This window comes from Spirillospora sp. NPDC052269, assembly GCF_040679435.1.
Taxonomy (GTDB): Bacteria; Actinomycetota; Actinomycetes; order Streptosporangiales; family Streptosporangiaceae; genus Spirillospora.
In genome coordinates, this window is the sequence record NZ_JBFAUU010000010.1 from 291,557 (window position 1) to 318,548 (window position 26,992).

Sequence of the window (26,992 nt, forward strand, 5' to 3'; positions counted from 1 at the left end):
GGCCGCGCAGGGCCGCCCGATAAACTGGACCATCGGTCAAGTTTCACCATATTGACCACCGGTCAACTTGTCTACTGGAGGAGGTCCGCCACATGCCGAAGGAACGTGCCGACGCGGCCCGCAACCGGCGCGCGATCCTGGCCGCCACCGAGCGGCTGCTCGCCGCGCACCGTCCGCAGGACGTCTCGATGGAGCAGGTCGCGGCCGAGTCCGGCGTCGCGAAGGGCACGGTGTTCCACCGCTTCGGGAACCGCGCCGGCCTGATGCTGGCGCTCATGGTCGAGCGCGCGCACGCGCTGGAGGAGGCCGTCCAAACCGGCCCGCCACCCCTGGGCGAGGGCACTCCGGACCGTGATCGCCTGCTCGCCTTCGTGGACGCGATCGTGGACGTCGTCAGCCGCAACAAGAGCCTGCTCGCCGAGCTCTCCCGCTCCGGCGTCACCCTGCCGTCCAGCGAGGAGTACCACGCGGAACAGGAGAACCCGTACGCCGTCTACACGTTCTGGCACGGCCACGTCAGCACGCTGCTGCACGCCGAGAAGCCCACCCTGGACGCCGACACCGTCGCGCACGTCCTGCTCGGCTCCCTGCACAGCGACCCCGTGCTCGCCCAGCTCACCACCGAAGAACCCGAGCGCCTGAAAGGCACCCTGCGGGTGATGATCATCGCCCTGCTGGACGCACCGCCCGGATAGGACGCGCACCGCCTCATACGGATCGGCACGCTCGGGACGCGCCGCTCAGCGGGCACGCGGCACGCAGCAGACAGACGCGCCGCCGACATACGCCACACAGTAGACAAACAGCGCATAACAGACACGCGGCACACCGCGCGCATGAGAAAGGGCCGGGACGCATCCCGGCCCTTCATCAGACGTCGGTCGTCACGGCTTGCGGGCGACACCGCCCAGGAACCAGACGAGGTCGGAGTCGTCGGCGGGCTCCTCCTCGGGACGCCACCAGGGGACCCAGACCAGGCCCGGGTCGATCATCTCGAAGTCGCCGAAGAAGCGGAGGACGTCCTCGTGCGAGCGCGCCAGCGCGGGCGAGGCCGTCCTGGAGTAGATCTCCTCGAGGCGGTGGACCACGTCGGGGCGCAGGTCGGGCGACCCGTGCGTGATCGCGAGGTAGCTGCCGCGCGGCAGGGCGTCGCGGAGTTCGGCGAGGACGGCGTGCGGTTCCGCCGCGTCCGGCACGAAGTGCAGTATCGCCAGCAGCAGCAGCGCCACCGGACGGTCCAGCTCGATGAGCCGCCGGACCACCGGATGCGCGAGGATCGCGCCCGGGTCCCGGAAGTCGGCCTGGATCACCGTGGTCCGGTTGTTGTCGGCGAGCAGGGCCCGCCCGTGCGCGAGCACCACCGGGTCGTTGTCGACGTACACCACGCTCGCGTCCGGGTTGATCCGCTGGACGATCTGGTGCACGTTGTCCTGCGTCGGCAGCCCGGTGCCGATGTCGAGGAACTGGTCGATCCCGCACTCCTCGGCGAGGAACCGCGCGACGCGTCCCAGGAAGGCCCGGTTCTCGCGGACGACCCGCGGGAACAGCGGGTCGACGCTCACCGCCTCCCGGGCGCGCTCCCGGTCCACCCCGAGGTTCTCCTTCCCGCCGAGCAGGAAGTCGTACATCCGGGCCACCGAAGGCGTCCGCTCCTCGACCTCCGACGGACGCCACTTCTCCGGCCGCGCGGAGGGCATCTCAGTCGGTTCCGCCATCTTCTCCTCGTTCCACACTGTGCCGCCCAACACACCTGATGATCAGTAAACCAAGCCGTACCGCTCCTCCGCATCGGTTTCGGGCGGCCGCCACTCGCGAAGCAGCTCACCGACCGGTCGATCTCGAAGCATGCCGGTCCGGACGAGACGCCTTCGAAGCGCAGAACGACCTCGGCTCTAAGGGAGCGCCAAGGTGCGGGACGTCGCACTGAGGAAGAAGCCCTGAGCCGGGAAGACGACGCGGAAGTAATACCCCCTGCCGCGCTTCAGGTTGTTGAAGGCGAACCGCTCGTTCCAGACCGGAGTCGCCGCTCGCAAGGTCGTCGTCTTGTAGAGATGCCAGGTCTTGGTGCCCTTGCGGCGGTAGTACAGCCTGACCTTGCGGCCTCGGAGGGAGACGAACTGCCGACCGCCGAAGTAATCGGTCATCTCACCCGTGACCTGGGTGGGCTGACCCTCGTGTGTGCGCCACGCGCTGGCCTCCCAGAACCGGACCTTGTCCTTGAGCGAGGTGGTCACGGCGGCGCTCGTGCTCGCGCGGGTTCCGGAAGGGCCGGCCAGGACGCGGACCCGCAGCGACCACGTCCCCGGGATCACGCCCGTCGACGCCCGGATCGTCCCGTCCTCGCGGGTGAAGACGTCCTGACCGTCGTCGTGCCACACGGTCGAGCCCTTCATCCGCCAGTCGAACCGAAGATGCCCGGACCGCAGCGGCGTCCACCGGGCGCCGTCCCACTGCTGGACCATGCCGGTGATCGGGAAGTGGCCCGACACCGACATCCAGTGGACCTCTCCGGAACGCGGCATGTTCAGGGACACCACACGCGTGGCGCCCCAGGGCACCGTCGAAGCGCGCGCCGCGGCGGGAACGGCGACCGCCGCTCCCAGTGCCGAGCACGTGGCGGTCGCGAGCGCGAGGGAACGGACAGCGAGCAAGATCGACTCCACTGCGGGCCGGGGGCGAGAGAAGGTGATCTTAGGTGCGCGCACCCCCGCTCCGGCAGATCAGCCCATGACCGGCATCGGCCGTACGCGGGCCGGACTCCGCCCGTCCACAGGCCGACCGCCGGGGAAAACGGCGGCGGGAGCCGGCGCGAAACGCGCCGGCTCCCGCCGTTCGGTACCTCAGCGCCGCATGGGCGCGGACGGTCAGCTGCAGCCGCTGGTGGAGCCGCAGCCCTCGCAGACGTAGCAGCTGCCCGCCGGACGCATCTTCGTGCCGCAGGTCAGGCAGAGCGGCGCGTCGGCCGTGCGGCCCTGGCGGCTCTCGATGACCTCGACCGACGAGTGCGGCGCGGCCGGAGCCGGCGCGGGGGCCGGGTCCGCGGCGGCGGACGGGGCCGGGGTCCGGGTGATCTCGGCGGACTGGGCCAGGATCTCCCGCTCGGTCTCGGCGTCCGAGGAGTGCAGGGACGCCGGGTCCTCGCCGTTGGCCTGCATCGCGCGCTCGGCGGCGGACAGGATGCCCAGCTCGGAGCGGGTCTCGAAGTCCAGGTGGTCCAGGGCCAGGCGACGGAAGATGTAGTCCATCACCGAGGTCGCCATGCGAATGTCCGGGTCGTCGGTCATGCCCGCCGGCTCGAACCGCATGTTGGTGAACTTCTCCACCCAGGTCTCCAGCGGCACGCCGTACTGGAGGCTGATGGAGATCGCCATGGAGAAGGCGTCCATCACGCCGGCCAGGGTGGAACCCTGCTTGCCGAGCTTGAGGAAGACCTCGCCGAGACCGTCGTCCGGGTAGGACGAGGCGGTCATGTAGCCCTCGGCGCCCGCGACGGAGAACCGGGTGACCATCGCCGGACGCTGCTTCGGCAGCCGCTTGCGGACGGGCCGCACCTCGACCGGCGCCGCGACGGCGGCGGGCTCGGCCTTCGGCTCCTCCTTCTTGCCGGCCGCCGACAGCGGCTGGCCGACCTTGCAGTTGTCGCGGTAGATCGCCAGGGCCTTCAGGCCGAGCTTCCAGCCCTCGAAGTACACCTTCTCGATGTCCTCGATGGCGGCCTGCTCGGGCATGTTGACCGTCTTGGAGATCGCGCCGGACAGGAACGGCTGGACGGCCGCCATCATCCGGACGTGCCCCATCGGGGAGATCGCGCGCTCGCCCATCGCGCAGTCGAACACCTCGTAGTGCTCCGGGCGCAGGCCCGGCGCGTCCACGACGTGGCCGTTCTCGGCGATGTACTCGACGATCGCCTCGATCTGCTCCTGCTGGTAGCCGAGCCGGGTCAGGGCGCGCGGCACCGTCAGGTTGACGATCTGCATGGACCCGCCGCCGACGAGCTTCTTGAACTTCATCAGCGCGAGGTCCGGCTCGATGCCGGTGGTGTCGCAGTCCATCATCAGGCCGATGGTGCCGGTCGGCGCGAGCAGCGACGCCTGCGCGTTGCGGTACCCGTTCCTCTCGCCGACCTTGAGGCACTCCTGCCACTGCTTGGTCGCGGCGGTGTGGATCGACTTGTCGATGTCGTCCAGGGTGCGGATCTCGTCGTTCGCCGCGGCGTGCTTGCGCATGACGCGCTTGTGCGCGTCGGCGTTGCGGGCGTACCCGGCGTACGGGCCGACGACCCCGGCCATCTCGGCCGAGCGGCGGTAGGCGACGCCGGTCATCAGCGAGGTGATGGTCGCGGCGAGCGAGCGGCCGCCCTCGGAGTCGTAGGCGTGGCCGGTCGCCATCAGCAGCGCGCCGAGGTTGGCGTAGCCGATGCCGAGCTGGCGGTAGTCCCGGGTGGTCTCGCCGATCTTCTCGGTCGGGAAGTCGGCGAAGGTGATCGAGATGTCCATCGCGGTGATGATCAGCTCGGTCATCTTGACGAAGTTCTCGACGTCGAACGAGTCGTCGGCGCGCAGGAACTTCAGCAGGTTGATGGACGCCAGGTTGCAGGACGAGTTGTCCAGCGACATGTACTCCGAGCACGGGTTGGACGCGGTGATCCGGCCGGTCTCGGGGTTGGTGTGCCAGTCGTTGATGATGTCGTCGTACTGGATGCCCGGGTCGGCGCACTCCCAGGCGGCCTTGGCCATCCGGCGGAACAGGTCCTTGGCCCTGATGGTCTCGATGACCTCGCCGGACAGGCGGCCCCGCAGGCCGAACTCGCCGTCGCTCTCGACCGCGCGCATGAACTCGTCCGACACGCGGACCGAGTTGTTGGCGTTCTGGTACTGGACCGAGTTGATGTCCTTGCCGCCGAGGTCCATGTCGAACCCGGCGTCCCGCAGCGCGCGGATCTTGTCCTCCTCGCGCGCCTTGGTGTCGATGAACTCGGCGATGTCCGGGTGGTCGACGTCGAGGACGACCATCTTGGCGGCCCGCCGGGTCGCGCCGCCGGACTTGATCGTCCCCGCCGACGCGTCCGCGCCGCGCATGAACGACACCGGGCCGGACGCGGTGCCGCCGGACGACAGCAGCTCCTTGGACGAGCGGATCCGGGACAGGTTCAGGCCCGCGCCCGAACCGCCCTTGAAGATGATCCCCTCTTCCTTGTACCAGTCGAGGATGGACTCCATCGTGTCGTCCACCGAGAGGATGAAGCACGCCGAGACCTGCTGCGGCGACTTGGTCCCGACGTTGAACCAGACCGGCGAGTTGAAGCTGAACATCTGGTGCGCGAGCGCGTAGGTGAGCTCGTGCTCGAAGACCTCGGCGTCGGCGTCCGACGCGAAGTAGCCGTTCTCGACGCCGGTCGTCACGTACATCCGGACGACCCGGTCGATCAGCTGCCGCAGGCTGCTCTCGCGCTGCGGCGTGCCGACGGCGCCGCGGAAGTACTTGGACGTCACGATGTTGACGGCGTTCACCGACCAGAAGTCGGGGAACTCGACGCCGCGCTGCTCGAAGTTCACCGAGCCGTCGCGCCAGTTGGTCATGACGACGTCGCGGCGTTCCCAGGTGATCTCGTCGTACGGATGCACGCCCGGCGTGGTGAAGATCCGCTCGACCTTCAGCCCCTTGCGGCCCCCCTTGCCGCGCCGGGCCGCCGAGCCGCTGCTCACCGTCTCCGTCATGACCACATCCCCCTCCGGGCCCTCCCGCAAGGGCCCTGTCCAGGTAAAACCCCGCCCAGGGGCCGCCTCATCCCGCCCCGGGCGCTGAAAAAGTACTGCTGGAAGTCTTTTGAACTGCTGAAACGTAACGCTGGAACCCGCCGAGCCGTGTCCTATCGGGACGCGTCGGCGGCCGTGGGAGGTCGCGCCCCCACGTCACGCGGGGCGGACGCGTCCGCCGCCGCTCCGCCACCGGGGGAACGTCCCCCCGCGGCGCCGCCCGGCCCGTCCGGTCCGCCGGATCCATCCGGCCCGGCCTCGCCGGTCTCCGTCCCGCCGGCCACCCGGCGCAGCACCTCGATCTCGCGCGCGAAGTCGTCCAGCGACTCGAAACCCCGGTACACCGAGGCGAATCGCAGGTAGGCGACCTCGTCCAGCTCGCCGAGCGGCCCCAGGATCGCCAGGCCCACCTCGTGCGAGGGGATCTCGGCCGATCCGGTCGCGCGCAGCGCCTCCTCGACCCGCTGGCCGAGCTTGGCCAGCGCGTCCTCGTCGACCGGGCGGCCCTGGCAGGCCCGGCGCACCCCGGCGACGATCTTGTCACGGGAGAACGGCTCGGTGACCCCGCTGCGCTTGGCCACCATGAGCAGGACGTTCTCCTGGGTGGTGAACCGCTTGCCGCACTCCGGGCACGACCGGCGACGCCGGATGGCGCCCCCGTCGTCGGTGGAACGGCTGTCGATCACCTTGGTGTCGGGGTTGCGGCAGAACGGGCAGTGCACGCGCGTCCCTCCCTCTCCCGACGGTCAAGCCATGTCCACGGAACCGCCCGCACAAGACACAACTTGTGGTTAATGACGTCCGTGTAACTACTAGATGTTGTGGTCAACCGTAGAGCGCGGCGGACGGCTGCGCAACCTGGATCGGACGCCTCACGCGTAGACCCTGGTCACACCGAGCGTCCCGGCGTCACCGTCGGCGTGTCGCGTCCGGCCGGTCACCTTCCGTCACCGAGAAAACCCGCCTTGACCTGCACGAACACCAGTCCGCCGAGGTCACGGCGCGACACGCTTCGCAGCGACGCCGGACGTCCCTCGCGGGCAGTCTCCACGCCGTCGCGCAGCGCCTCGTCCGACGCCCACGAGCCGCCGCGGGACACCCCTGGGGCGGCCGCCTCGACAGCGTCGCGAGACGTGTGCCCCAGAGTGCTCCGCGTGGCCGCGGCTCGCCCGTCCGGGTGTCAGTGAGCGGGCGCGCGCAGGCGCTGCTCGGGCTGGACGAGCGTGTCGTCCGGCAACCCGTTCAGCTCCAGGATCCTCGTGACCGTGCGTCGCGGGTCCGCCCCGGGCTCGACACGCCCGGCGATCCCCCACAGCGTGTCCCCCGGCCGCACCACGACCCGGACTACCTTAAGGCCGTCCGGCAGCGGACGATCCCGATGATCTTGTCCGCCCGCGGATGCCGACAACGCACCCGCCCCCCACAGCGCGAGCAGCGCGACCATCGCCCCGAACACGACCACCGCGGCACGTCCTCGCCGCGTCAGCCGAACCCCGCCGACACCGCTCTTCCCCCGCGCGCCCGCGCGAGGCCGCCCCCGCACCGCCTGCTCGCCCGAATGTGCTCCACCCGAGCGCCGCCACACCCCTTCGCCAGAACGCGCCAAACCCCGGCCCTGCGAAAGCACAGACGCCGCCGGACGCACTGGGCGACGCCTTGCAGGACGCACCGGACGCGACGAACTCTGGCCCTGCGGACGCACAGACGCCGCCGGACGCACCGGACGCGCCGAACCTTGACTCTGCGGACGCGCGGACACCGCCGAACGCGCCGGGCGACGCTTTGCAGGACGTACAGGACGCGCCATGTCGCTAGGCGCGTCACCGCGCGAATAGGCGTCCGAAGCGCCCGGCTCAGCCGGTTTTTCGGGCTCCTGTAGCGGCGGGACGAGACGGAGGTGGCCTCGACGGAGTTCCGGTCGTCGCCGAGGCCCGCCGGACGGATCGTCCACCGTCACACGTCCCCCGCGGGGCATTTGCACCGCCATGTCGGCCCCCTTCACCGCACGTGCCCGCCGTTCTTGATCGAAAGCATTTTCGATCGAACGCATGTACGATGTTGTAGCGCACGCGAGGGTGAAAATCGAGGACCATCTTCGAACAATTGTTTGATCATTAAGCGGATCCGCGATATCGTGCCGTGACGAGGAGTGACGGAGCGACGCGCCGGGAGGCGAACGAGCGATGAGCAGCAAGGTCCGGGAGCTGCCCGACGGTCCCAGCGACGAGAGCGGCCTGACCCAGCGGCAGCGCATGGTGCTGGAGGTCATCCGCGACTCGGTGACCAGGCGCGGCTATCCGCCCTCGATGCGCGAGATCGGCGAGGCGGTCGGGCTGACCAGCACCTCCAGCGTCTCGCACCAGCTCCGCGCGCTGCAGCGCAAGGGCTACCTGCGCCGCGACCCGAACCGCCCGCGCGCCGTGGAGGTCCGCGTGCCGGGCGCCACCCCGGTCCGCACCGAGGACGAGAACTTCGAGGCCCCGAACGGCGTCGTCGACTCCCACGGCCGCACCGCGCCCGCCTACGTCCCCCTGGTCGGACGGATCGCCGCCGGTGGCCCGATCCTCGCCGAGGAGGCCGTCGAGGACGTCTTCGCGCTGCCCAAGCAGCTCGTCGGCGAGGGCACGCACTTCCTGCTCAAGGTCTCCGGCGACTCGATGATCGAGGCCGCGATCGCCGACGGCGACTGGGTCGTCGTCCGGCAGCAGCCGGTCGCCGAGCAGGGCGACATCGTGGCCGCCATGATCGACGGCGAGGCCACGGTGAAGACCTTCAAGCGCCGCGACGGGCACATCTGGCTGATGCCCGCCAACGCCGCCTACGAGCCCATCCCGGGCGACGAGGCCAGCGTCCTCGGGCGCGTCGTCGCCGTCCTCCGCAAGATGTGACGCACACTCCTCCGGCGTTCCGCGCGCGCTGAAAGGGCCGTCCCGCTCCCCGAGCAGGACGGCCCTTTCACGTGTGCGTCGGCTACGCCCGCCGGAGTCGGCGGGCACGCTCGAGCCGCCGGAACACCCGTGGGCGTCCCGGCGGCTCGAGCGGCGGTGCGGGCCGCTGCGCCCGCTACGGGGTCAGCGCTTCGGAACGATGTTGACGATCTTCGGCGCGCGGACGATGACCTTGGCGATGTCGGCGCCGGCCAGGGCGTCCTGGACCTTCGGGGACGCCAGGGCCAGCCGCTCCAGGTCATCGGCGCTGATGGCCGGCGGGACGTCCAGGCGGTCGCGGACCTTGCCCGCGACCTGGACGACGCAGGTCACCGACTCCTCGACCAGCAGCGCCGGGTCGGCCGACGGCCAGCCCGCCTTGATCACCGGGGCCTGGCGGCGCAGCAGCGACCACGCCTCCTCGGAGGTGTAGGGCGCGAACAGCGACAGCGCGATCGCGATCGTCTCCGCGGCCTCCCGGACGGCCGGGTCGGCGGCGCCCGGACCGGAGTCGATGGCGCGCCGCGCGGCGGACACCAGCTCCATGATCCGCGCGATCGCGACGTTGAACCGGCCCGACTCGACCAGCGAGGTGACCTCGTCGATGGTGCGGTGGGTGACGCGGCGCAGCGCGGCGTCGCCCTCGGCCGGGTCGGCGCCCGGCTCGGACGCGACCTCGGACGCGATCCGGTGGACACGGCCCAGGAACTTCAGCATGCCGTGCTGGGAGACGTCCGCCCAGTCGATGTCGTCCTCCGGCGGGCCGGAGAACAGCATCGCCAGCCGGACGACGTCCACGCCGAACTCGTCGATCTGCTCGCCCAGGTCGACCAGGTTCCCGGTGGACTTGGACATGCCCGCGCCGTTCAGGATGACCTGGCCCTGGTTCATCAGGCGGCGGAACGGCTCGGTGAAGTCCACCATGCCCATGTCGTACAGGACCTTGGTGAAGAACCGGCTGTACAGCAGGTGCAGGATCGCGTGCTCGACGCCGCCGGTGTACTGGTCGACCGGCATCCACTTGCGGACGGCCTCGACGTCGAACGGGCCCTCGGTGTAGCGCGGCGAGCAGTAGCGGAAGTAGTACCAGGACGAGTCGACGAAGGTGTCCATGGTGTCGGTGTCGCGCCGGGCCGCGCCGCCGCACTTGGGGCAGGGCACGTTCACCCAGTCGTGCGCGGACGCCAGCGGGGACTCGCCCTTGGGCGCCAGGTCGGCGCCGCGCAGGTTGTCCGGCAGGACGACGGGCAGCTGGTCGTCCGGGACGGGGACCTCGCCGCACGACCCGCAGTGGATGATCGGGATCGGGCAGCCCCAGAACCGCTGCCGGGACACCAGCCAGTCGCGCAGCCGGAAGTTGACCGACGCCTTGCCGGTGCCGCGCTCGGCCAGCACTTCGATGATCTTGGCGATGCCGTCGGCCTTGGCCAGCCCGTCGATGGGGCCGGAGTTGACGATGCGGCCGTCGCCCGAGGTGGCGACGCCGGTCTCGGCCGGGTCGGCCTCGCCGGTCTCGACCACGACGCGCACGGGCAGGTCGAACTTCATCGCGAAGTCCAGGTCGCGCTGGTCGTGCGCCGGGACGGCCATGATCGCGCCGTGCCCGTAGTCGGCCAGGACGTAGTCGGCGGCCCACACCGGGATGCGCTCGCCGTTCACCGGGTTGACCGCGTGCCGGCCCAGGAACACGCCGGTCTTCTCGCGCTCGGTGGACAGCCGCTCGATCTCGCTCTCCCGCGAGACCTCGTCGCGGTAGGCCTCGAACGCGGCGCGCTGCTCAGGGGCGACGATCTCCTCGGCCAGCGCGGCGTCGGCGGCGACGACCATGAAGGTCGCGCCGTACAACGTGTCCGGACGGGTGGTGTAGACGGTGACCGGCTCGTCCCGGCCCTCGACGACGAAGTCGACGTCGGCGCCGGTGGAGCGGCCGATCCAGTTGCGCTGCATCAGCAGGACGCGCTCGGGCCAGTTGCCCTCCAGCTGGTCCATGTCGTCCAGCAGCCGGTCGGCGTAGTCGGTGATCTTGAAGTACCACTGGGTCAGGACGCGCTTCTCGACCAGCGCGCCGCAGCGCTCGCAGTGCCCGCCGACGACCTGCTCGTTGGCCAGCACGGTCTGGTCGTTCGGGCACCAGTTGACCTGGCCGCCCTTGCGGTAGGCCAGGCCGCGCTCGAACAGGCGCAGGAACAGCCACTGCGTCCAGCGGTAGTACTCGGGGTCGGAGGTGTGCAGGCGGCGCGACCAGTCGAAGGACGGCGCGTACCGGCGGAACGACCCGGCCTGGGTCTCGATGTTGGCGTAGGTCCACTCGGCGGGGTGCGCGTCGCGCTTGATCGCGGCGTTCTCGGCGGGCAGGCCGAAGGAGTCCCAGCCGACCGGATGCAGGACGTTGAAGCCCCGCTGGAACCAGAAGCGCGCCGGGACGTCCCCGATGGCGAACGCCTCGGCGTGCCCCATGTGCAGGTCGCCGGACGGGTAGGCGAACATGTCCAGGGCGTAGCGACGCTCGCGGCCGTCGTCCTCGGCGGCGGCGAACGGCAGGAGCTCGGCCCACCGGGCCTGCCACGTGTCCTGAACCGCCCGGGGGTCGTACTGCTCGTCGCTGCTCACGGTCGCTACTCCGGTCCTTCTGAAACGGGATGGTCCGACTGCTCTGGGGTGGAGTTCCGTGCCCTGGCCCGTACCGAAAAGGGCCCCGGAACATACGAAGACCCCTCGCACAGGAGGGGTCGCCGCGCCGACGCGTCTCTATCGCGTCAACACGGCGGTCCAAGGAGCAGCCTGGCTCGCATACCCCAAGAGTAGCGCAGAGGCAAGGTCACCGGCCTCCCCGATACCCGAACCCCCGCCGCGGCGGGGGCGGACCCCACACGCTCCATGCCGTCCGGGCGGAGGGGGTTGACGGGGATCCGACAGGAAGGTTTCTTGTCAGTAAGGGCCGACTCCCGGCCCTGGCCACGCACCGCTCCGGAGCCCCGTCCCCGAGGGGCTCCCCCGCCAAGGAGACGCGTATGCCCGGAAAGCGCTCGTTCGCTCCCCGCAGGACCACGCTCCTGCTCGCCGCCGTCGCGGGACTCGGCCTGCCGCTGCTCAGCGCCGCGCCCGCCCTCGCGCACGGCTACACCACGGCGCCGCCCAGCCGGGCGCTGCTCTGCCATCAGAACGTCGTCAAGAACTGCGGCCCGATCCAGTGGGAGCCGCAGAGCACCGAGGGGCCCAAGGGATTCCCGTCCGCAGGGCCCGCCGACGGCACGATCTGCGCCGCCGGGGACTCCCGCTGGGCCCCGCTGGACGACCCGCGCGGCGGCGCCTGGCCCGCCGCGTCCCTCACGCCCGGCGCGTCCTTCACCTTCACCTGGACGCTGACCGCCGCGCACGCCACGACCTCGTTCCGCTACTTCGCCACCAGGGACGGCTGGGACCCGACGCAGCCGCTCACCCGCGCCCAGCTCGACCTGACGCCGTTCCTGGAGGTCGACTACGGCGGCAGGATCCCGCCGTACAGCGTCGCGCACACTGGGACGCTGCCGAACAAGCACGGACGCCACATGATCCTCGCCGTATGGACCATCGCCGACACCGCCAACGCCTTCTACCAGTGTTCTGACGTCGACTTCGGCTGACCATCGCACAACCGGATCCGCCCGCCGCCCCTGGGAGGGACGGCGGGCGGATCCTCCCGTTCGAGGGACCGGATCAGTGGCCGGACGAGTCGCGGGCGAGGGAGAGGACGCCGGTGATCTGGACGCGGGTCAGGGCCAGGTCGGCGCCGACGGCGTTCAGGGTCTCCTCTTCGGAGAAGGTGAGCGGGCCGTCCAGGAGGGCGATCTCGGCGGCGGCGCGGAGGATGTTCTCGCGGGCCTCGGGGGCGAGGGTGTCCGCGGAGCGGGCCATCTCGACCCGGATGTCGTCGAAGGAGCGTCCGAGGTCGGCGTCCAGGGCGGCGGTGTCGTACTCGCCGCCGGCCTGCCGGACGACCTCGACCGCGCGCTCCCGGGCCCCGGGGAAGGTGACGTCCCCGGAGCGGAGCACCTGGACGACGGCCATCCGCAGCAGCGTGCCCGGCATCGTGGAGAGCTGGGCGCTGGTCGGGACGGCCAGGACGCCGGTCGTCCAGCGCCCCCGGCAGGTGTCGCACTGGACGATCTCGGGCCCGGTCTTGTTCAGCGGGAGAACCGGGATGAAGAACAGGGTGAAGAAGTTGCGGCCCTGACGGCGCCGGTACTCGCGGTCGCCGCCGCAGTCCGGGCAGTGGAACACGCCCCGGTCGAGCGTGAAGTACACGACCCGGAAGCCGAAGATGATCAGCACGTGCGCGTCCCCCTCTGTCGCGGCCCGTCGGACGCGTCGCCGCCATGGTAGCGACGAACCACCACATATCCCTCGAAACAAGAAAGCCCACGTCAGGGGCTGGCGTGCTCGGGCACCCATGGTCCAGGATGTGGGCAAAACTACATAAACTCGTCGGTAATAACCGCCTGGTGACTTCGGTGCGAGGAGTGCCATGTACAACCTGTCCGTCCTGCTGGAGGACGCCGCCCGCGAGACCCCCGACCGCGACGCCCTGGTCTTCGGTGATCTACGGCTGTCCTACGCGTTCCTCAACACGGTCGCGAACCAGGTCGCCAACCTGCTGCGCGAACGCGGGATCGGGCCGGGCGACAAGATCGCGCTCTCCTCGCCGAACCTGCCGTACTTCCCGATGGTGTACTTCGGGGCGCTCAAGGCGGGCGCGGTCGTCGTCCCGCTGAACGTGCTGCTCAAGCCGCGCGAGATCGCCTACCACCTCACCGACTCGGACGCCAAGGCGTTCTTCTGCTTCGAGGGCACCCCGCAGCTGCCGCTCGGCGAGACCGGCTTCGCCGGGTTCGAGCGGGCCGAGAACTGCGAGCACTTCTTCCTCCTGCCCGCGAACCCGGCCGCGTCCGAGTCCCCGATCGAGGGCGCCGAGCTGTTCTGGGCGGCCCTCGCGGGCAAGTCCGGCGAGTTCGAGCCGGTCGCGACCGAGCCGACCGACACCGCCGTGATCATCTACACCAGTGGGACGACCGGCCAGCCCAAGGGCGCCATGCTGTCGCACAGCAACCTGCTGACCAACGCGATGGTCGACGACACGCTGTTCGTCCGGACCGCGCACGACACCACCCTCGTCACGCTGCCGCTCTTCCACATCTTCGGGCAGAGCTGCGTGATGAACGTCAGCCTCTACCGCCGCGCGACGATGGTCATGCAGGCGCGGTTCGACGCCGACGAGGCGATCAGGCTGATGGTCGAGCAGAAGGTGAACTTCTTCGCGGGCGTCCCGACGATGTACTGGGGCCTGCTGACGCACGAGACGTCCGCCGAGGACATCGCGACGATCAAGGAGAACCTGAGGGTCTCGGTGTCCGGCGGCGCGGCGCTCCCGATGGAGGTGCTGAACGGCTTCCGGGAGAAGTTCGGCATCCAGATCCTCGAGGGCTACGGGCTGTCGGAGACCTCGCCGGTCGCCTCGTTCAACCGTCCGGACCGTCCGACCAAGCCGGGCTCGATCGGCCTGCCGATCTGGGGCGTCGAGATGAAGCTCATCACCGACGACTGGAAGGACGTCGAGGGCGAGGGCCCCGGCGAGGTGGCCGTCCGCGGGCACAACATCATGAAGGGCTACCACGGCCGCCCCGAGGCGACCGAGGCCGCGATCCGGGACGGCTGGTTCCGCACCGGCGACATCGCCCGCCGCGACGACGAAGGCTACTACTACATCGTCGACCGCTCCAAGGACATGATCATCCGCGGTGGGTACAACGTGTACCCGCGGGAGCTCGAAGAGGTCCTGATGAGCCACCCGGACGTGTCGCTGGTGGCCGTCGTCGGCGTCCCGCACGACTCGCACGGCGAGGAGATCAAGGCGTACGTGATCCGCGTGCCCGGATCGTCCCTCACCGAGGACGAGCTGATCGCGTGGGGCAAGGAGCAGTTCGCCAACTACAAGTACCCGCGCCTCATCGAGTTCCGCGAGGAGCTCCCGATGACCGCGACCGGCAAGATCCTCAAGCGCGAACTCCGCTAGGGAAAGCGACCGGACGTTCCGGCGAACCTCTCGTGACGGCGGCGCACCGAGCGCCGCCGTCACCACGGGAGGATTCGCATGGCGTTCAAGGCAGCAAGCGCGCTCAAGGCGGCGGTGGCGGTCTCAACCGCGGCGATGTGCGCGGGCATGGCGCTCCCCGCATACGCGTTCCCCGCGGAGTCGGTTCCCGTGAGAACGGTTCCGACACACCCGGCCTGGATACCGATCCCGCCCAAGGCCAAGGGAGCCCACCAGCGCGGCCCGATCAGGGCCGGCTCGGACCCCGAGGCGAAGGCGCGCCGTCCGCACAAGGTCGCGGCCGCGGGTGAGCACGTCCTCAAGGTGGACGTCCTGGACCGCGATGGCAAGGCCCCCTCCACCGACCGCGCCCGCGCCCTCTACGTGTGGCCGGTGAACGGGGACACGCCCGTCTTCCTGGACGTGGTGAACGGTCACGCCGAGGGCCCCGTCCCGGACGGCGACCTCATCGTCGACACCAAGATCCACGACACCGCGCCGGACGGCCGGACCTCCACCGTCCTGCTGTACGCCCCGAAGGTCGAGGTCAAGGCCGACACCACCGTGACGTTGGACGGGCGCAAGGCCCGTCCCATCCGGGCGACGGCCGACAGGGCGGACGCCGCGTCCGCCTTCACCGCCGCGTCCGTCTCCCAGCGGGTCGACGACCGCTACCGGTCGGTCACCATCATGTGGGCCGACGAGCTCTACGCGACGCCCGCCGCGCCCGGCGGCGACCTGCAACTCGACGTGCTCGGGCAGCTGACCAGGGGCGGCGCGCCCGAGGGCAGCCCGTACGTCTACAACATCAGCTCGTCGTTCAAGGGGATCCCGGACGACCCGAGCGTGCGCGTGCGCACCGCCGACCTCGCCGAGGTCCGCACCCGTTACGTGAGTTCGGGCGGACGGGGCTGCTCCGCCCGGCAGTCCTCGCCCCTCTGGACGACCGATGTGGAGCTCTTCTCCTACAGCCCGCTCGGTGCGCTGCCCACCGAGCGCACCGAGTACTTCACGCCCGGCGAGGACTGGTCCGAAACGCAGGCGATCAGCGACCCGACCTGCGCCTTCACCGACCACGACTTCCTGATGCGGCACGAGCGGTTCGCGGGCCCCGGCAAGTACGCGCGCACGTGGGGCCAGGCTCCGTTCGGGCCGGGCCAGGGCACCTACACCCCGGACAGCGACGGCCAGAACCTCGTCGAGGTGCCCTTGCTGAGCAGCGCGGACGCCGATGCCGTCCCCGGCCCCGGCGCGTCCACCCAGGGGACGACGAAACTGACCGACGCCTCGGGCGTGATCGTGGCGTACAGCGGCGTCCCCGGCCACCTCGACGGCTGGACTCCGGCGAAGCCGGGCCGGTACACCCTCGCCGTCGACGCCAAGCGCTCCGCGTCCTGGTCGGACCTCTCGTCCCGGCAGCACATCGCCTGGAACGTCCAGGTCACCGACCCGAAGGCCGCGTTCAAGCTCGGCGTCGTCCGGTCCAGGGTCCCGGGCCTGGACGCCTCGAACCGCGCCGTCGCGGGCTCGCTCCAGACGGTCTCGCTCGTCCCGGACGGCCTGACCACGTCCAGCACCCCGAAGGTCTGGACGTCCGCGGATGAGGGCGCGACCTGGGAGTCCGTCCGGGTCGTCCAGGAGGGCACCGGCTGGAAGACCGTCTTCCGCAACCCGTCCCAGGGTTACGTCTCGCTCCGCACGCAGGTCGACGGCGTCGTCGACCAGACCCTGATTCGCGCCTACGGCGTCCGCTGACCGAACCCGAAACGGCGTCCCGGCCCATGTGCAGACCGGGACGCCGTCCCTGTTCTTCCGGGCTCAGGCGATGAACGCGACGACGCTCCGGATGCGGTCGCCCTCGAACTCGACCACGTTGTAGCCGGTGGCGACCGTGCCCAGCTCCCAGGAGCACAGCGCCCGGTCGTGGTGGACGTCGATCACCGAACCGACGCTGAACCGCAGGTCACCGAACTTGCCGTGGGCGACGCCGATCGCCTCCGTCAGCTCGTCGTATCCGCGCAGGCCCGCGTAGTCGTGGTCGGTGTAGGTCGAGTCCTCGGTGACGACGGACTTCATCAGCACCTCACGGGCGGCGGCGTCCCGCTCGTTCCAGAGGTCGAAGTACTGGGCGATCAGTTCGTTGGCGTTCACTGGGTGACTCCTTCAAGGGTGGGTGACTGCTCTGACTTCTCTGAACCGGAAAGGGAACGAGGGGACTTGAGGACGAGGGCGATCAGTCCGCCGGCGACGGTGACGATCGCGGCCGTCCACCCGGCGGCGTGCAGCCCGTCGAGCTGGTTCCGTGTGCCGGTGGCGATCGCGACGAAGATCGCGAGGCCCATCGCGCCGCCGACCTCCTTGGCCGTGCTGGTCAGGCCGGACGCGACGCCCTGCTCGTCCGGCGCCACCCCCGCCCCGGCGGAGGCGAACAGGGTGACGAAGCCGACGCCGCCGAACAGGCCCCAGATCACGGACCCGGGCAGCAGCGTCCAGAACCCGCCGCCGGACGTGGCGCCCGCGGCCGTCACCGCGATGCCCGCACCGGTGCCGACCATCGAGAGCGCGAGCGTGGTGCGGATGCCCCAGCGGCCCATCGCCATCGGGGCGGCCTTGAGCGCGCCGTACATGCTGACCAGCGTCAACGGCAGGAACGTCAGCCCCGCCTCCAGCGAGCTGTAGCCGCGCACGGGCTGCAGGTAGGAGACGAGGATGTAGTAACCGCCGCCGAGCGTGCTCTGGTACAGCGCGATCACGATCATGGTGGTGGCCAGGCCGCGGCTGCGGGCCAGCCGCAGTGGGATCAGCGGGTTCCGGGTGCGGGACTCCAGGACGAGCAGCGCGACGAGCAGGACGGCGCCGACCGCCAGGGATCCGGCCCCGCGCAGCGTGAGCCATCCGGTGTCCGCGCCACTGGCGAGTCCGAACACCAGCAGCGCCGAACCGGCGGTGGCGAGCACCGCGCCGGGCACGTCGAACGAGCCGGAGGTGCGGGCCGGGTCGGCGGGCAGCAGCTTCGGCGCCGCCAGGGCACTGACGAGCGCCAGCGGGACGTTCACGTAGAACACCCACGACCAGCCCAGATAGTTCGTCAGCACCCCGCCGAGCAGCGAGCCGGCGGCGAGTCCGGCGCAACCCGCCATGCCCCACGCGCCGAGCGCCTTGTTCCGCTCGGATCCTTCGGCGAAGCCCCGGAAGATCAGTGTGAGCGTCGCCGGGGTCAGCAGCGCGCCGCCCGCCCCCTGGACGGCGCGGGCCACGATGAGCGTCCCGGCGCCCGTGGCCAGTCCGCCCGCGAGCGACGCGATGCCGTACAGCGCGAGCCCGGTCATGAACATCCGGCGCGGGCCGATGCGGTCCACGGCGCGTCCGCCGAACAGCAGCAACCCGCCGAGCCCGACCGCGTAGGCGCTGACCACCCACTGGACGGACGACGGCCCGAATCCGAGCGCCTTCCCGATGTCGGGCAGCGCGACGTACACGATGTTGTAGTCCAAAGCCACGATGAGCTGCGTCAACGCCAGCAGCCCAAGCCGTAGTCGTTGCTGATCCATCTTTCACCTGCATGCCGTAGATTTACTACACGCCGTTCAAAATGCGGTACGGCGTACAGTAGCCCAACGCTGTAGAGTGTCAAGCGTGACCGAGGACACGACGCCGAAGCCGAGAGCGAACCGCCGAGCCCGCCTGCGGGAACAGACCACCGGCGAGATCAAGGACATCGCCCTGCGGCTCATGTCCGAGGGCGGGCCGGACGCGATCTCGCTGCGTGCCATCGCCCGCGAGATGGGCATGACGGCGGGCGCGATCTACAGCTACTTCCGCACCCGGGACGACCTGGTCACGACGCTGATCGGCGACGTCTACTCGGAGCTCGTGGACGCCGCCCAGGCCGCCCGCGACACCGTCCCCGCGTCCGATCCGGGCGGCCGGCTCATGGCCTGGGCCCAGGCCATGCGCGAGTGGGCGATCAACGAGCCCGCCGGGTTCCGGCTGATCTACGGCGACCCCGTCCCCGGCTACCAGGCGCCGCCCGACGGTCCCGGCAAGGCGGCCGAGCTGCGCGCCTGCACCTCGCTGACCGATCTCGTCGCCGCCGCCTGGCCGACCGCCGCGCCGCTCCAGAAGGACGGCCGCGCCTACACGTGGGACGAGTTCGACTCCAACCTCGTCGCCCACGTCCGCGAGGAGTTCCCCGACCTGCCGCCGGAAGCGCTCGCCCTCACCATGCGCGTCTGGGGCCGCATGCACGGCCTCGTCGCCCTCGAGATCTACGGCCACCTCCGCCCGCTGATCCACGACCCGGCCACCATTCACCACGACGAGATGCGCGCCCTCGTCACGTCCCTCGGCCTGACCGCCTGATCCCGCGCAGCTACACGTTCCGTCCCGCCGGAACACTCATGTCAGAGCGGGCGGGAATGTGGTTGTAGGTCCCGCGGGGCGCGGCTAGCGTGCCGCGCGTGGACTACTTCTCGCGCTCCTGGACGGCGTTGCTCGCAGCGGTGGCGGAAACTCCGGACGAGGATTTCGAGCGTCCGTCCGGATGCGCCGGATGGTCGGTCCGCGATCTGGCCTGCCATCTGGTCATCGACGCGCAGGACGTCCTGATCACGCTGGTCACGCCCGCCGACACCGAGCCGACCGCCGACGCGGCCACCTACTGGGACGTCCAGGACGAGCCCCCGACCGGCGACGATCCCCTGGACGCCCTGATCCCCCGCCTCGCCGCCGCCTACGGCGAACCCCGCTGGCTCAAGTTCCACCTCGACGACGTCGGCACCGCCGCCGGACGCGCCGCCGCCCTCGCCGACCCGTCCGCCCACGTCAGCACGCAGGACAAGGTCCTCACGGTCGCGGACTACCTGTCCGCCTACGTCCTCGAATGGACGCTGCACCACCTCGACCTGATCGCGGACTTCCCCGACGCTCCCGAGCCTCCGTCCGAGTCGACGTCCGCCGCCCGAGCCCTCCTGGAACGCATCGCCGGAGCCCCGTTCCCCGCGTCCCTCTCCGACAAGGACGCCCTTCTCCTCGCCACCGGCCGCCGCGCCCCCACCCACGAGGAGAAGGCGATCCTGGCCGACTGCCAGCCAAAACTCCCCCTCCACCTCGGCTGAAGCCCGCACCCGTTCAACGCTCACGAACGCCGCCGTGCACGTCCTCGTCAGTGGCCGAGGGCGGCCAGCCAGCCGAGGACCTGATCCCAGCCCTGCCGCCGGGCGAGGTCGTTCGCCGGACGGCTACCGCCCAGGTCGAACAGTTGTCCGGTGACCGGATGCCGGATCTTCGTGCCCCCGGGAATGTAGGGAAAGGTGCCGACGCCGTGCCCGGCCCCCGGGTACACGAGCATCCGGTGCTGGAAGCGGTCGGGAGCCTGGTCGAGTTCCTTCATGATCTGCCGGGCCGCCGGCTCCGATCCCCACAATGCGTCCGCGCTTCCGGCGATGGCCAGGACGGGCCCGTTGATGTGGTCGACCGCAAGCGGCGCCAGCGGGATCTGCTGTCCTCCATTGGTCCATGCGGGGCCATTGGGAAAGCCCCCGTTGGCAGTGGCCGAAGGCGCGTAGTCGATGACGCCGTGAACGACGCCGGGGTAGAGCTGGGCGACCAGAAGCGCCGCCTCGCTGCCCCGGGAGTACCCCTGGACGATCAGATGGGCCGGATCGGCGCCCGGCTGAGCGGCCAACAGACGCGCGGCACGCGCGAAGTACTCGATGGGGATGCTGTTGAGGTACCTGGGCAGCCCTGGTTCCGCGAAGTAGGCGATGCTGAGAGCCGGAAAGCCGTGCGAGGCGAGGAGAGCCACGTCCGTCACCCCGGAGTTGCCGCCCTCGGACCCGCCGAACACCAGGACGGCCGGGCGGCGCGGTGTCCCGGGCGGAGGCGAGAACAGAACCCCCGAAACCTTGTCAGCGGCGGGAGTGAACGTCTTCTGGGTGACTCCCGACGCGAGCCATCGACGCGTCAGCGTCCGCTGCGCCAACCTCTTCCCGTGCGCGGTGACACCGATCGTCACCTGGAAGGACGGCACCGGCCCGCGGAAGCCCTGATCGTCGGGGTCGCCGCTAGGCGGGTTCATCGACCAGAACAGCCCCATGCCGTCCACGCCCGTGTAGGTGCCGGACGTCGGACGATCGCGAACCAGGTCAACGCGCCCCTGGGCGTCCGCGCGGAACGTCGCGTTCCCGTGCCAGGTCTTCCCCTGAGCATCGGACGCGGCGGAGGTCACGCTGACCCGATCGCCCGCACGCAACCCACTGACCGAGATGTGGACGGCCCGGTCCACGAGCGCGTCCGGCGCGTCCACGGATAAGTCGGCGTGCGTGCTGTGCTTCTGACCACCGCATCCGGTCAGGAGACTCCCCGCAAGCAGAACCGCCGTCGCCGCCGAAAGCCGCCCCGAGCGCAACACAACCTCCCGGCCAAGCCCCCACAAACCGAAGAAGCGTGCCCCATATCGGGACACGCTCCTTCGACAGTCGCAGCGCCTCAGTCGCTGTCAACCCCAATCCGCCCGAACAACTCGGCCAGCCCCGCGCGCGACACCCTCAGATGCCCGCCACCTGGATCCTTGCTGTCACGAACTCCAACAACATCGACCAGGTCAGCGACCTCAACGCAGTGACTCTGCTCAGTGCCACTGTGGCTCGACTTACGCCACACCACCCGATCACTCATGGAACACCTCGCTCACACGCTCAAGCAGCTCAGCCAGCGCCGAACGCGAGAGAGTCAGATGACCAGCCTCGGGAGCATTACTGTCCCGAAGGCCAACACCACCGACCAGATCAGCCAACTCGACGCACTCACTCTGCTCGGTACCGCTGTGACTCGACTTACGCCACACCGACGGATCACCCATGGGACACCTCACTCACACGCCCGAGCAGCTCAGCCAGCCCCGAACGAGACAAGCTCAGGTAGCCCGCTTCGGGTGCCTTGCTGTCACGAAGGCCGATGCCGTGGGCCAAGCTTGCCAGCTCGACGCACTCACCCTGCTCCGTCCCACTACGGCTCGACTTGCGCCAGATGGCCGGCCGGGTCACTCATCGGACGCATCCCTGACTCGTCCCAGGAGGTCAGCGAGCGTAGAACGCGTCAGGATCAGGCGACCCATTTCCGGAGCCTCACTGTCGCGGACGCCGACGGCACTGGACAGGTCGGCCAGCTCGACGCAGGTGCTCTGTTCCGTGCCGCTGTGGCTCGACTTTCGCCAGACAGCTTGATCATTCATTGGAAGCCCCGCGCACACGTCCGATCAAGTCGGCGAGTGCAGAGCGGGACAGACTCAAATGTCCCACGCCGGGAGCTTTGCTGTCGCGAAGACCGACGGCAGTCGTCAGGTCAGCGAGTTCGATGCAGGCCCCTTGCTCGGGGCCACTGGCCTTGGCCTTGCGCCATACGGGCTGATCAGTCACGGAACGCCTCCATAACTCGCCGGATCAGCTCGATCGAGCGCTCCACACTCAGGGCCGATCCGCTGATCCGCTCGTACCTCAGAGCGTACTTCAGCACCTCGGCCGGTGACGAGATCAAACGTCCCGTGCCCGGTGCCTCCGTATACGCGACCTCTCCCCACGTGTCTCCTGTCAGGAGGTGGAATGAGCCCACAAGCCCGGCGTGCGCACCACATTCCCACGTACGGGGAACCACTCTGACCATGACGTTCGGCAGTTCGGCGACCTCGAGCAGCCGTCCGAGCTGTTCGCGCATGATGCGCGGGGATCCGACCGGCCACTCCAGGGCATTCTGACTGAGGATCATCGAGACATTGGGGAGGTCGCCCTCGCGCGCGAGCACCTCCTGACGCTGGACCCTCTCCATCACAAGGCCCTCGATGTCGGTCTCAATGGACGAGACCAACAGGGCCCGCGCGTAGTCCTCGGTCTGGAAGAGCCCGGAGACGACCTCCGCCTCATAGAGGCGAAGCCATGTCGCCTGCTGCTCGAACCTCCGGTACTGCGGGAACCACTCCGGGTCATGCCCAAAGCTGGCATACCAGACCAGCAGCATGAACAGGTCAGCGGTGCCCAAGGCTTTGTCGGCCTTCTTGGCTAGGTCGAGGTCGAGACGCTCCTCACCTCGCTCGATGCGGGAGACCTTCGACTTGCTGATCTGGAGAGCCCGACCAAGCGCCTCCCCGGACAAACCCTTCCGTTTCCGCGTCTGCCGCAGGTAGTGAGCGGTGAGATTCCACATGCTGCTCTTGGGGTCCGGAAGCCGAAGCAACGATTCACGTGTGGCCATGCAGCACCTCACTTTCCCAACGTTTCCCGGATGCCGACGGTACACGCGACATCACGTTGCGTCAGGGGAACTGTGTGACTCGCACCACAAGTTCTCAGCGGAAGGCGGGTGGCCAGCGTGGACGATCAGGTAGGGGACGGCGGGGGGATGTTTCGGCGGGCGTTGTTCGTCAACGCGGACGCGTCCGACACGGCACGGCTTCTGACCAGGCAGGTTCTCGACAAGTGGGGGCTGCCTGAGTTGCGGGACGACGCGGAGACGATCGTGGGTGAGTTCGTCGCGAACGTGGCGGCCGTCCAGTCACAGGGGACGCTTTTCGGGCTGCGACTCATCCTCGATCAGAAGCAGGTCGTCATCGAGGTGTACGACCATTCGCCGGACGAGCCTCTCTGGCCCGCGCCCGCGCAGGAGCTCGACCTTCTCGCCGAATCCGGACGCGGCCTTTTCATGGTGCGCGCCCTCGCCAACCGGTACGGCCACCGGTTCACGTGCGGCGGGATCAAAATCGTGTGGGCGGCGCTGTCCGTGCCCCTCGCCTATGGGAACGGACGGGAATCCGTCATGGGAGCTGAGACTGCTCCGTCGCGAACTTCTGAGTGCCGATGACGCGGAGCAACTTCATCGCCTCGTGTGAGTCCGTTCCCGGGGTCGCCGTGTAGAGGATGACCTTCTGGTCCTTCTCTGGGACGACCAGTACATCGCAGTGCAACCGCATGGGACCGACCACCGGGTGAACCGTCGTCTTCATGGTGGTCCGCTGGATGTCCACCTCGTGCTCCGCCCATACGCGACGGAACAGTTCGCTGTTCTCCGTCAGCTCCGCTATCAGATCCCGGATGCCGGGGTCGTTCGGGTAGCGACCGCGGGCGGCGCGGAGGTCGGCGGCGGAAGAGCGGGCGAACTGGTAGTACTCGTCGTCCACGGCGATCCGCTCGGCCCCCGCGGCCAGGAAGAACCAGCGGAGCGGATTGCGGTCGCGGGGCGGCTTCTCCGAGAAGTCGGTGAGGAGCGCCGCCGCCATCGCGTTCCACGCCAGGACGTTGTACGCCGCGTCCAGCACGTACGCGGGCGTGTCGTCCAGGCGTTCCAGCAGGTGGACGATGCCGGGCGGGACGTCCTGCGGCGGCCCCTGGGCAGGGACCGGCGGCTCGCCCGCCAGATGGAACAGGTGCGTCCGCTCGTCGTCGCTGAGCCGTAGGGCGCGCGCCAACGCGGCGAGAATCTGCCTAGACGGGTTGGGCCCGCGCGCCTGCTCCAGCCGGATGTAGTAGTCCACCGACATGTCCGCCAGGCGCGCGACCTCCTCGCGGCGCAGGCCGGGCGTGCGGCGTCGCGAACCGGATGGCAGGCCCACGTCCCGCGGGCTGATGCGGGCGCGGCGGGTGCGCAGGAACTGTGCGAGCTCGGCCTTCTCCACCCGTCCATTCTGTCTGGGTTTCAGACTCCAAGGGTGGTACCGCCGATCCCAGCTTCGTACAGTCTCTCCTCCACGCGGACCGCTGCGGCCAAGCTGTTCGGCATGAGCGAGAAGCGCATTGCCCTGATCACCGGGGCCAACAAGGGAATCGGGTTCGAGACCGCACGGATGCTGGGCCGCGAGGGGATGACCGTCCTCATCGGGGCGAGGTCGCGGGAGCGCGGCGAGAAGGCGGCGGCCGAACTCACCGGCGAGGGTTTCGACGCGCGGTTCGTCCGACTGGACGTGACCGACGACGAGACCGTCCAGGACGCCGCGAAGTGGATCGAGGCCGAGTTCGGACGGCTCGACGTCCTCATCAACAACGCCGCGATCGCTCCGGACGAGGCGGGCGTCTCGCCGAGCGAGCTGACCGTCGCGGCGCTGCGGACGACGTACGAGACCAACGTGTTCGGCGTCGTGGCCGTCACGAACGCGATGCTGCCGCTGCTGCGCCGCGCGGACGCCGCGCGCATCGTGAACGTGTCGAGCGAGCTGGGCTCGATCTCCCTGCTCAGCGACCCGGACAGCCGCTACTACGGTTTCAACCTGCTGGCCTACAACTCGTCCAAGACCGCCCTGAACGGGATCACCCTGGCGTACTCGAAGGAGCTGGCCGACACCGGCATCAAGGTGAACGCGGCCAACCCCGGCTACACGGCCACCGACCTGAACGGGCACACCGGCTGGCAGACGACCGAGCAGGGCGCGGGCTACGTCGTGCCGCTCGCGCTGCTGCCCGAGGACGGCCCGTCCGGCGGCTTCTTCACGGGAACCGAGCCGCTCGCCTGGTGACGCCGCCGGCGGTCAGAGGTCGGTGAGCATGCGCATCAGGCTGGTCGCGGCCCAGAGGTCCTCGCGCAGCAGGGTCTCCTCGGCCAGGGCGGCGCGCACCCAGTCCCGTTCCAGCGTCGGGACGGGACGGGCGTCCCCGGCGTCTCGAACCTGCTGGCCAGGCATGTCGCCGAACACGCGTCCGACGCGGCGGACATCCGGATCGGCGTCCTCCTCGGTTCGGGCGACCACCACGGCCCCGCCGCCCTCACCTGGACGCTGGACGGCCTGGGCGAACTCGACGGCGATGACCATCGCGCGGCTGGGCCGTCGTTCCGGCACGGCGTCGCCCATCTGGAGGAGCTCGTGAAGCCGGAGGAGTTCCTTACCGAGCTGTCCGGGTGACGGTCAGAAGGCGCACTCCAGGTGCTTGATGCCGTTGATGAAGTTGGACTCGAGGCGTTCGGGGGGCGCCGTGGTGTGGATGTCGGGCAGGCGGCGGAACAGCTCGCGGAACATCACGGTGATCTCCTGCCGGGCGAGGTGCGCGCCGAGGCAGAAGTGCGGGCCGGGGGCGCCGAAGCCGAGGTGCGGGTTCGGGGCGCGGGTGATGTCGAACGTGTCGGGGTCGTCGAACACCGACTCGTCGCGGTTGGCCGAGCAGTAGTACATCAGGACCTTGTCGCCGTCCTTGAACCGCTGTCCGCGCAGCTCGTGGTCGCGGGTGACCGTCCGGCGCATGAGGTTCACCGGGCTCGCGTACCGGACGATCTCCTCGACGGCGGTCGGCGCGAGCCGTTCGAAGTCGGACGTCCAGAGCGCGCGCTGCTCGGGATGCCGGGTGAGGAGGTCGAGGCCGTGCGCGATCGCGTTCCGCGTCGTCTCGTTGCCCGCGACGATCAGCAGGATGAAGAACGAGCCGATCTCGGCGTCCGTGAGCGACTCGCCCTCGACGTTCGCGTGCGTGAGGACGGAGGTCAGGTCGTCCTCGGGACGGTCCGCGCGCTCGGCGGCGATGGCGTGGACCATCTGCCGCAGCTCCTCGCCCGCCGCCATCACGTTCGGCCCGAACTCGGCGAGGTCGGGCATGTACTCGGGGTCGAACGTCCCGATGATCATGTTGGACAGCTCGAAGACGCGGTCGTGCCACTCCGGCGGGACGCCCATCAGGTCACAGATGATCTTTAGTGGGAGCCGTCCGGCGACCTCGGTGACGAAGTCGCCGCCGCCCTCGGGCCGGAAGTCCTCGATGACCCGGACGGCCGCGGCGTCGATCGCGCCCGTGATGCGGGCGATCACACGGGCGGTGAAGGCGCGCGACACGATCCGGCGCAGGCGGGCGTGCCGCGGGTCGTCCATCGTGATCATGGATCCGAAGTACTCCATGAACTCCGGCGGCGGGTCGAGCGTCCCGGCGATCGTGCCGCGTGAGGAGCAGAACACCTCCGGACGCCGGCTCGCCTCGACCACGTCCGCGTGCCTGACCAGCGCGTAGTGCCCGTTCCCGCGCTCGAACCCGAACGCCTCCATCCACGGCATCTCGGGTTCGGGGAACAGCACCGGACGGTCCGCCCGCCGCATCGCCGCGAACGCCGCGATGCGGTCCTCCCAGGACTTCGCCCAGAACGCCAGCTCCCCGGGGTTGACGTCCGCCAGGTCGATGTTCGATCCGTCGGGATTCGTGTGATGGTGGAGGTCGTCCGGGCCGGACATGGTCACCGCCTCTCGCGCACGTCCCTCCATCGTGGCAAAGCAAGCGCTTGCG

27 protein-coding genes and 1 pseudogene are annotated in these 26,992 nt (G+C 69.8%); 9 read left to right on the forward strand and 19 right to left on the reverse strand.

The genetic code is table 11. From position 1 onward, the window contains the following. The first annotated feature begins 92 nt into the window (after positions 1–92). Positions 93–695 carry a TetR/AcrR family transcriptional regulator gene (locus AB0L06_RS23215; protein ID WP_500233154.1) on the forward strand — a complete coding sequence of 201 codons (603 nt, stop codon included), beginning with the start codon at positions 93–95 and terminating at the stop codon, positions 693–695. 189 nt (positions 696–884) lie between these two features. Here AB0L06_RS23215 and AB0L06_RS23220 read toward each other — a convergent pair whose 3' ends face one another. The 5 genes and pseudogenes from AB0L06_RS23220 to AB0L06_RS23240 form a co-directional block, all read right to left on the reverse strand. After that, the gene (locus AB0L06_RS23220) at positions 885–1,715 is read right to left on the reverse strand and encodes an SAM-dependent methyltransferase (RefSeq protein ID WP_500233155.1); all 831 of its coding nucleotides are present in this window, start codon (positions 1,713–1,715) and stop codon (positions 885–887) included. A 177-nt stretch (positions 1,716–1,892) separates the two neighbouring features. Further along, the gene (locus tag AB0L06_RS23225; RefSeq protein WP_500233156.1) at positions 1,893–2,651 is read right to left on the reverse strand and encodes a hypothetical protein; all 759 of its coding nucleotides are present in this window, start codon (positions 2,649–2,651) and stop codon (positions 1,893–1,895) included. A gap of 213 nt (positions 2,652–2,864) precedes the next feature. Beyond that, positions 2,865–5,717 (reverse strand): vitamin B12-dependent ribonucleotide reductase, encoded by a 2,853-nt coding sequence (locus AB0L06_RS23230; RefSeq protein WP_500233157.1) that lies wholly within the window; start codon positions 5,715–5,717, stop codon positions 2,865–2,867. Positions 5,718–6,028: 311 nt separating this feature from the next. Further along, positions 6,029–6,478 (reverse strand): annotated as a pseudogene (gene nrdR, locus AB0L06_RS23235) (transcriptional regulator NrdR); the annotation flags it as partial. Between the two features lie 458 nt (positions 6,479–6,936). Continuing rightward, complete coding sequence (locus AB0L06_RS23240) at positions 6,937–7,218, reverse strand: LysM peptidoglycan-binding domain-containing protein (protein WP_500233158.1); 282 nt, start codon at positions 7,216–7,218, stop codon at positions 6,937–6,939. 721 nt (positions 7,219–7,939) lie between these two features. Here AB0L06_RS23240 and lexA point away from each other — a divergent pair. After that, positions 7,940–8,644, forward strand: coding sequence for a transcriptional repressor LexA (gene lexA, locus AB0L06_RS23245; RefSeq protein ID WP_500233159.1), 705 nt, complete (start codon positions 7,940–7,942; stop codon positions 8,642–8,644). A gap of 183 nt (positions 8,645–8,827) precedes the next feature. On the opposite strand, the gene leuS is transcribed toward lexA, so the two are convergent. After that, positions 8,828–11,293: a leucine--tRNA ligase gene (gene leuS / locus AB0L06_RS23250; RefSeq protein WP_500233160.1), complete on the reverse strand. Its 2,466-nt coding sequence runs from the start codon at positions 11,291–11,293 to the stop codon at positions 8,828–8,830. 401 nt (positions 11,294–11,694) lie between these two features. Between leuS and AB0L06_RS23255 the strand changes: the two genes are divergently transcribed. Further along, positions 11,695–12,306 carry a lytic polysaccharide monooxygenase auxiliary activity family 9 protein gene (locus AB0L06_RS23255; RefSeq protein ID WP_500233161.1) on the forward strand — a complete coding sequence of 204 codons (612 nt, stop codon included), beginning with the start codon at positions 11,695–11,697 and terminating at the stop codon, positions 12,304–12,306. Between the two features lie 73 nt (positions 12,307–12,379). Here the strand turns inward: AB0L06_RS23255 and AB0L06_RS23260 are convergent, their stop codons facing one another. After that, positions 12,380–12,994 (reverse strand): hypothetical protein, encoded by a 615-nt coding sequence (locus tag AB0L06_RS23260; protein ID WP_500233162.1) that lies wholly within the window; start codon positions 12,992–12,994, stop codon positions 12,380–12,382. A 193-nt stretch (positions 12,995–13,187) separates the two neighbouring features. Between AB0L06_RS23260 and AB0L06_RS23265 the strand changes: the two genes are divergently transcribed. Together AB0L06_RS23265 and AB0L06_RS23270 are read left to right on the forward strand one after the other, a co-directional pair. Then, complete coding sequence (locus tag AB0L06_RS23265; protein ID WP_500233163.1) at positions 13,188–14,732, forward strand: long-chain-fatty-acid--CoA ligase; 1,545 nt, start codon at positions 13,188–13,190, stop codon at positions 14,730–14,732. A 78-nt stretch (positions 14,733–14,810) separates the two neighbouring features. After that, positions 14,811–16,505, forward strand: a complete 1,695-nt coding sequence (locus AB0L06_RS23270) for a hypothetical protein (protein ID WP_500233164.1) — start codon at positions 14,811–14,813, stop codon at positions 16,503–16,505. A 63-nt stretch (positions 16,506–16,568) separates the two neighbouring features. Here AB0L06_RS23270 and AB0L06_RS23275 read toward each other — a convergent pair whose 3' ends face one another. Then, the gene (locus AB0L06_RS23275; protein WP_500233165.1) at positions 16,569–16,901 is read right to left on the reverse strand and encodes a nuclear transport factor 2 family protein; all 333 of its coding nucleotides are present in this window, start codon (positions 16,899–16,901) and stop codon (positions 16,569–16,571) included. After that, positions 16,898–18,301 carry an MFS transporter gene (locus AB0L06_RS23280; RefSeq protein ID WP_500233166.1) on the reverse strand — a complete coding sequence of 468 codons (1,404 nt, stop codon included), beginning with the start codon at positions 18,299–18,301 and terminating at the stop codon, positions 16,898–16,900. Before AB0L06_RS23280 ends, AB0L06_RS23275 begins: the two co-directional genes overlap by 4 nt. Before the next feature lie 85 nt (positions 18,302–18,386). Here AB0L06_RS23280 and AB0L06_RS23285 point away from each other — a divergent pair, with 85 nt between their 5' ends. Both AB0L06_RS23285 and AB0L06_RS23290 read left to right on the forward strand, forming a co-directional pair. Next, on the forward strand, positions 18,387–19,112 hold the full coding sequence (locus AB0L06_RS23285) for a TetR/AcrR family transcriptional regulator (protein ID WP_500233167.1): 726 nt from the start codon (positions 18,387–18,389) through the stop codon (positions 19,110–19,112). A 98-nt stretch (positions 19,113–19,210) separates the two neighbouring features. Next, a complete protein-coding gene (locus AB0L06_RS23290) occupies positions 19,211–19,867 on the forward strand; it encodes a maleylpyruvate isomerase N-terminal domain-containing protein (protein ID WP_500233168.1) in 657 nt (218 codons plus the stop codon). Positions 19,868–19,914: 47 nt separating this feature from the next. Here the strand turns inward: AB0L06_RS23290 and AB0L06_RS23295 are convergent, their stop codons facing one another. The 7 genes from AB0L06_RS23295 to AB0L06_RS23325 are packed head-to-tail and all read right to left on the reverse strand — an operon-like array spanning position 19,915 to position 22,997. Then, positions 19,915–21,216 carry an acyl-CoA thioesterase/BAAT N-terminal domain-containing protein gene (locus AB0L06_RS23295; RefSeq protein ID WP_500233169.1) on the reverse strand — a complete coding sequence of 434 codons (1,302 nt, stop codon included), beginning with the start codon at positions 21,214–21,216 and terminating at the stop codon, positions 19,915–19,917. Positions 21,217–21,239: 23 nt separating this feature from the next. Further along, entirely contained in the window at positions 21,240–21,428 is a 189-nt protein-coding gene (locus AB0L06_RS23300; protein WP_500233170.1) for a DUF397 domain-containing protein, read from the reverse strand. Then, the gene (locus tag AB0L06_RS23305; protein ID WP_500233171.1) at positions 21,421–21,612 is read right to left on the reverse strand and encodes a DUF397 domain-containing protein; all 192 of its coding nucleotides are present in this window, start codon (positions 21,610–21,612) and stop codon (positions 21,421–21,423) included. The genes AB0L06_RS23300 and AB0L06_RS23305 overlap by 8 nt, the downstream gene beginning before the upstream one ends. After that, on the reverse strand, positions 21,605–21,796 hold the full coding sequence (locus AB0L06_RS23310) for a DUF397 domain-containing protein (RefSeq protein ID WP_500233172.1): 192 nt from the start codon (positions 21,794–21,796) through the stop codon (positions 21,605–21,607). Before AB0L06_RS23310 ends, AB0L06_RS23305 begins: the two co-directional genes overlap by 8 nt. Further along, entirely contained in the window at positions 21,793–21,984 is a 192-nt protein-coding gene (locus AB0L06_RS23315; protein WP_500233173.1) for a DUF397 domain-containing protein, read from the reverse strand. The genes AB0L06_RS23310 and AB0L06_RS23315 overlap by 4 nt, the downstream gene beginning before the upstream one ends. Beyond that, the gene (locus AB0L06_RS23320) at positions 21,977–22,168 is read right to left on the reverse strand and encodes a DUF397 domain-containing protein (protein ID WP_500233174.1); all 192 of its coding nucleotides are present in this window, start codon (positions 22,166–22,168) and stop codon (positions 21,977–21,979) included. Before AB0L06_RS23320 ends, AB0L06_RS23315 begins: the two co-directional genes overlap by 8 nt. Continuing rightward, entirely contained in the window at positions 22,161–22,997 is an 837-nt protein-coding gene (locus tag AB0L06_RS23325) for a helix-turn-helix domain-containing protein (RefSeq protein ID WP_500233175.1), read from the reverse strand. The genes AB0L06_RS23320 and AB0L06_RS23325 overlap by 8 nt, the downstream gene beginning before the upstream one ends. Positions 22,998–23,114: 117 nt before the next feature. On the opposite strand from AB0L06_RS23325, the gene AB0L06_RS23330 reads away from it, so the two are divergent. Then, positions 23,115–23,603 carry an ATP-binding protein gene (locus tag AB0L06_RS23330; protein WP_500233176.1) on the forward strand — a complete coding sequence of 163 codons (489 nt, stop codon included), beginning with the start codon at positions 23,115–23,117 and terminating at the stop codon, positions 23,601–23,603. On the opposite strand, the gene AB0L06_RS23335 is transcribed toward AB0L06_RS23330, so the two are convergent. Continuing rightward, a complete protein-coding gene (locus tag AB0L06_RS23335) occupies positions 23,557–24,414 on the reverse strand; it encodes a helix-turn-helix transcriptional regulator (RefSeq protein ID WP_500233177.1) in 858 nt (285 codons plus the stop codon). The two genes, AB0L06_RS23330 and AB0L06_RS23335, sit on opposite strands and share 47 nt — an antisense overlap. Before the next feature lie 102 nt (positions 24,415–24,516). On the opposite strand from AB0L06_RS23335, the gene AB0L06_RS23340 reads away from it, so the two are divergent. Beyond that, a complete protein-coding gene (locus tag AB0L06_RS23340; protein WP_500233178.1) occupies positions 24,517–25,248 on the forward strand; it encodes an SDR family oxidoreductase in 732 nt (243 codons plus the stop codon). 12 nt (positions 25,249–25,260) lie between these two features. Here the strand turns inward: AB0L06_RS23340 and AB0L06_RS23345 are convergent, their stop codons facing one another. Together AB0L06_RS23345 and AB0L06_RS23350 are read right to left on the reverse strand one after the other, a co-directional pair. Continuing rightward, positions 25,261–25,581: a hypothetical protein gene (locus tag AB0L06_RS23345; protein WP_500233179.1), complete on the reverse strand. Its 321-nt coding sequence runs from the start codon at positions 25,579–25,581 to the stop codon at positions 25,261–25,263. 54 nt (positions 25,582–25,635) lie between these two features. Next, a complete protein-coding gene (locus tag AB0L06_RS23350; protein WP_500233220.1) occupies positions 25,636–26,940 on the reverse strand; it encodes a cytochrome P450 in 1,305 nt (434 codons plus the stop codon). Between the last annotated feature and the right edge of the window lie 52 nt (positions 26,941–26,992).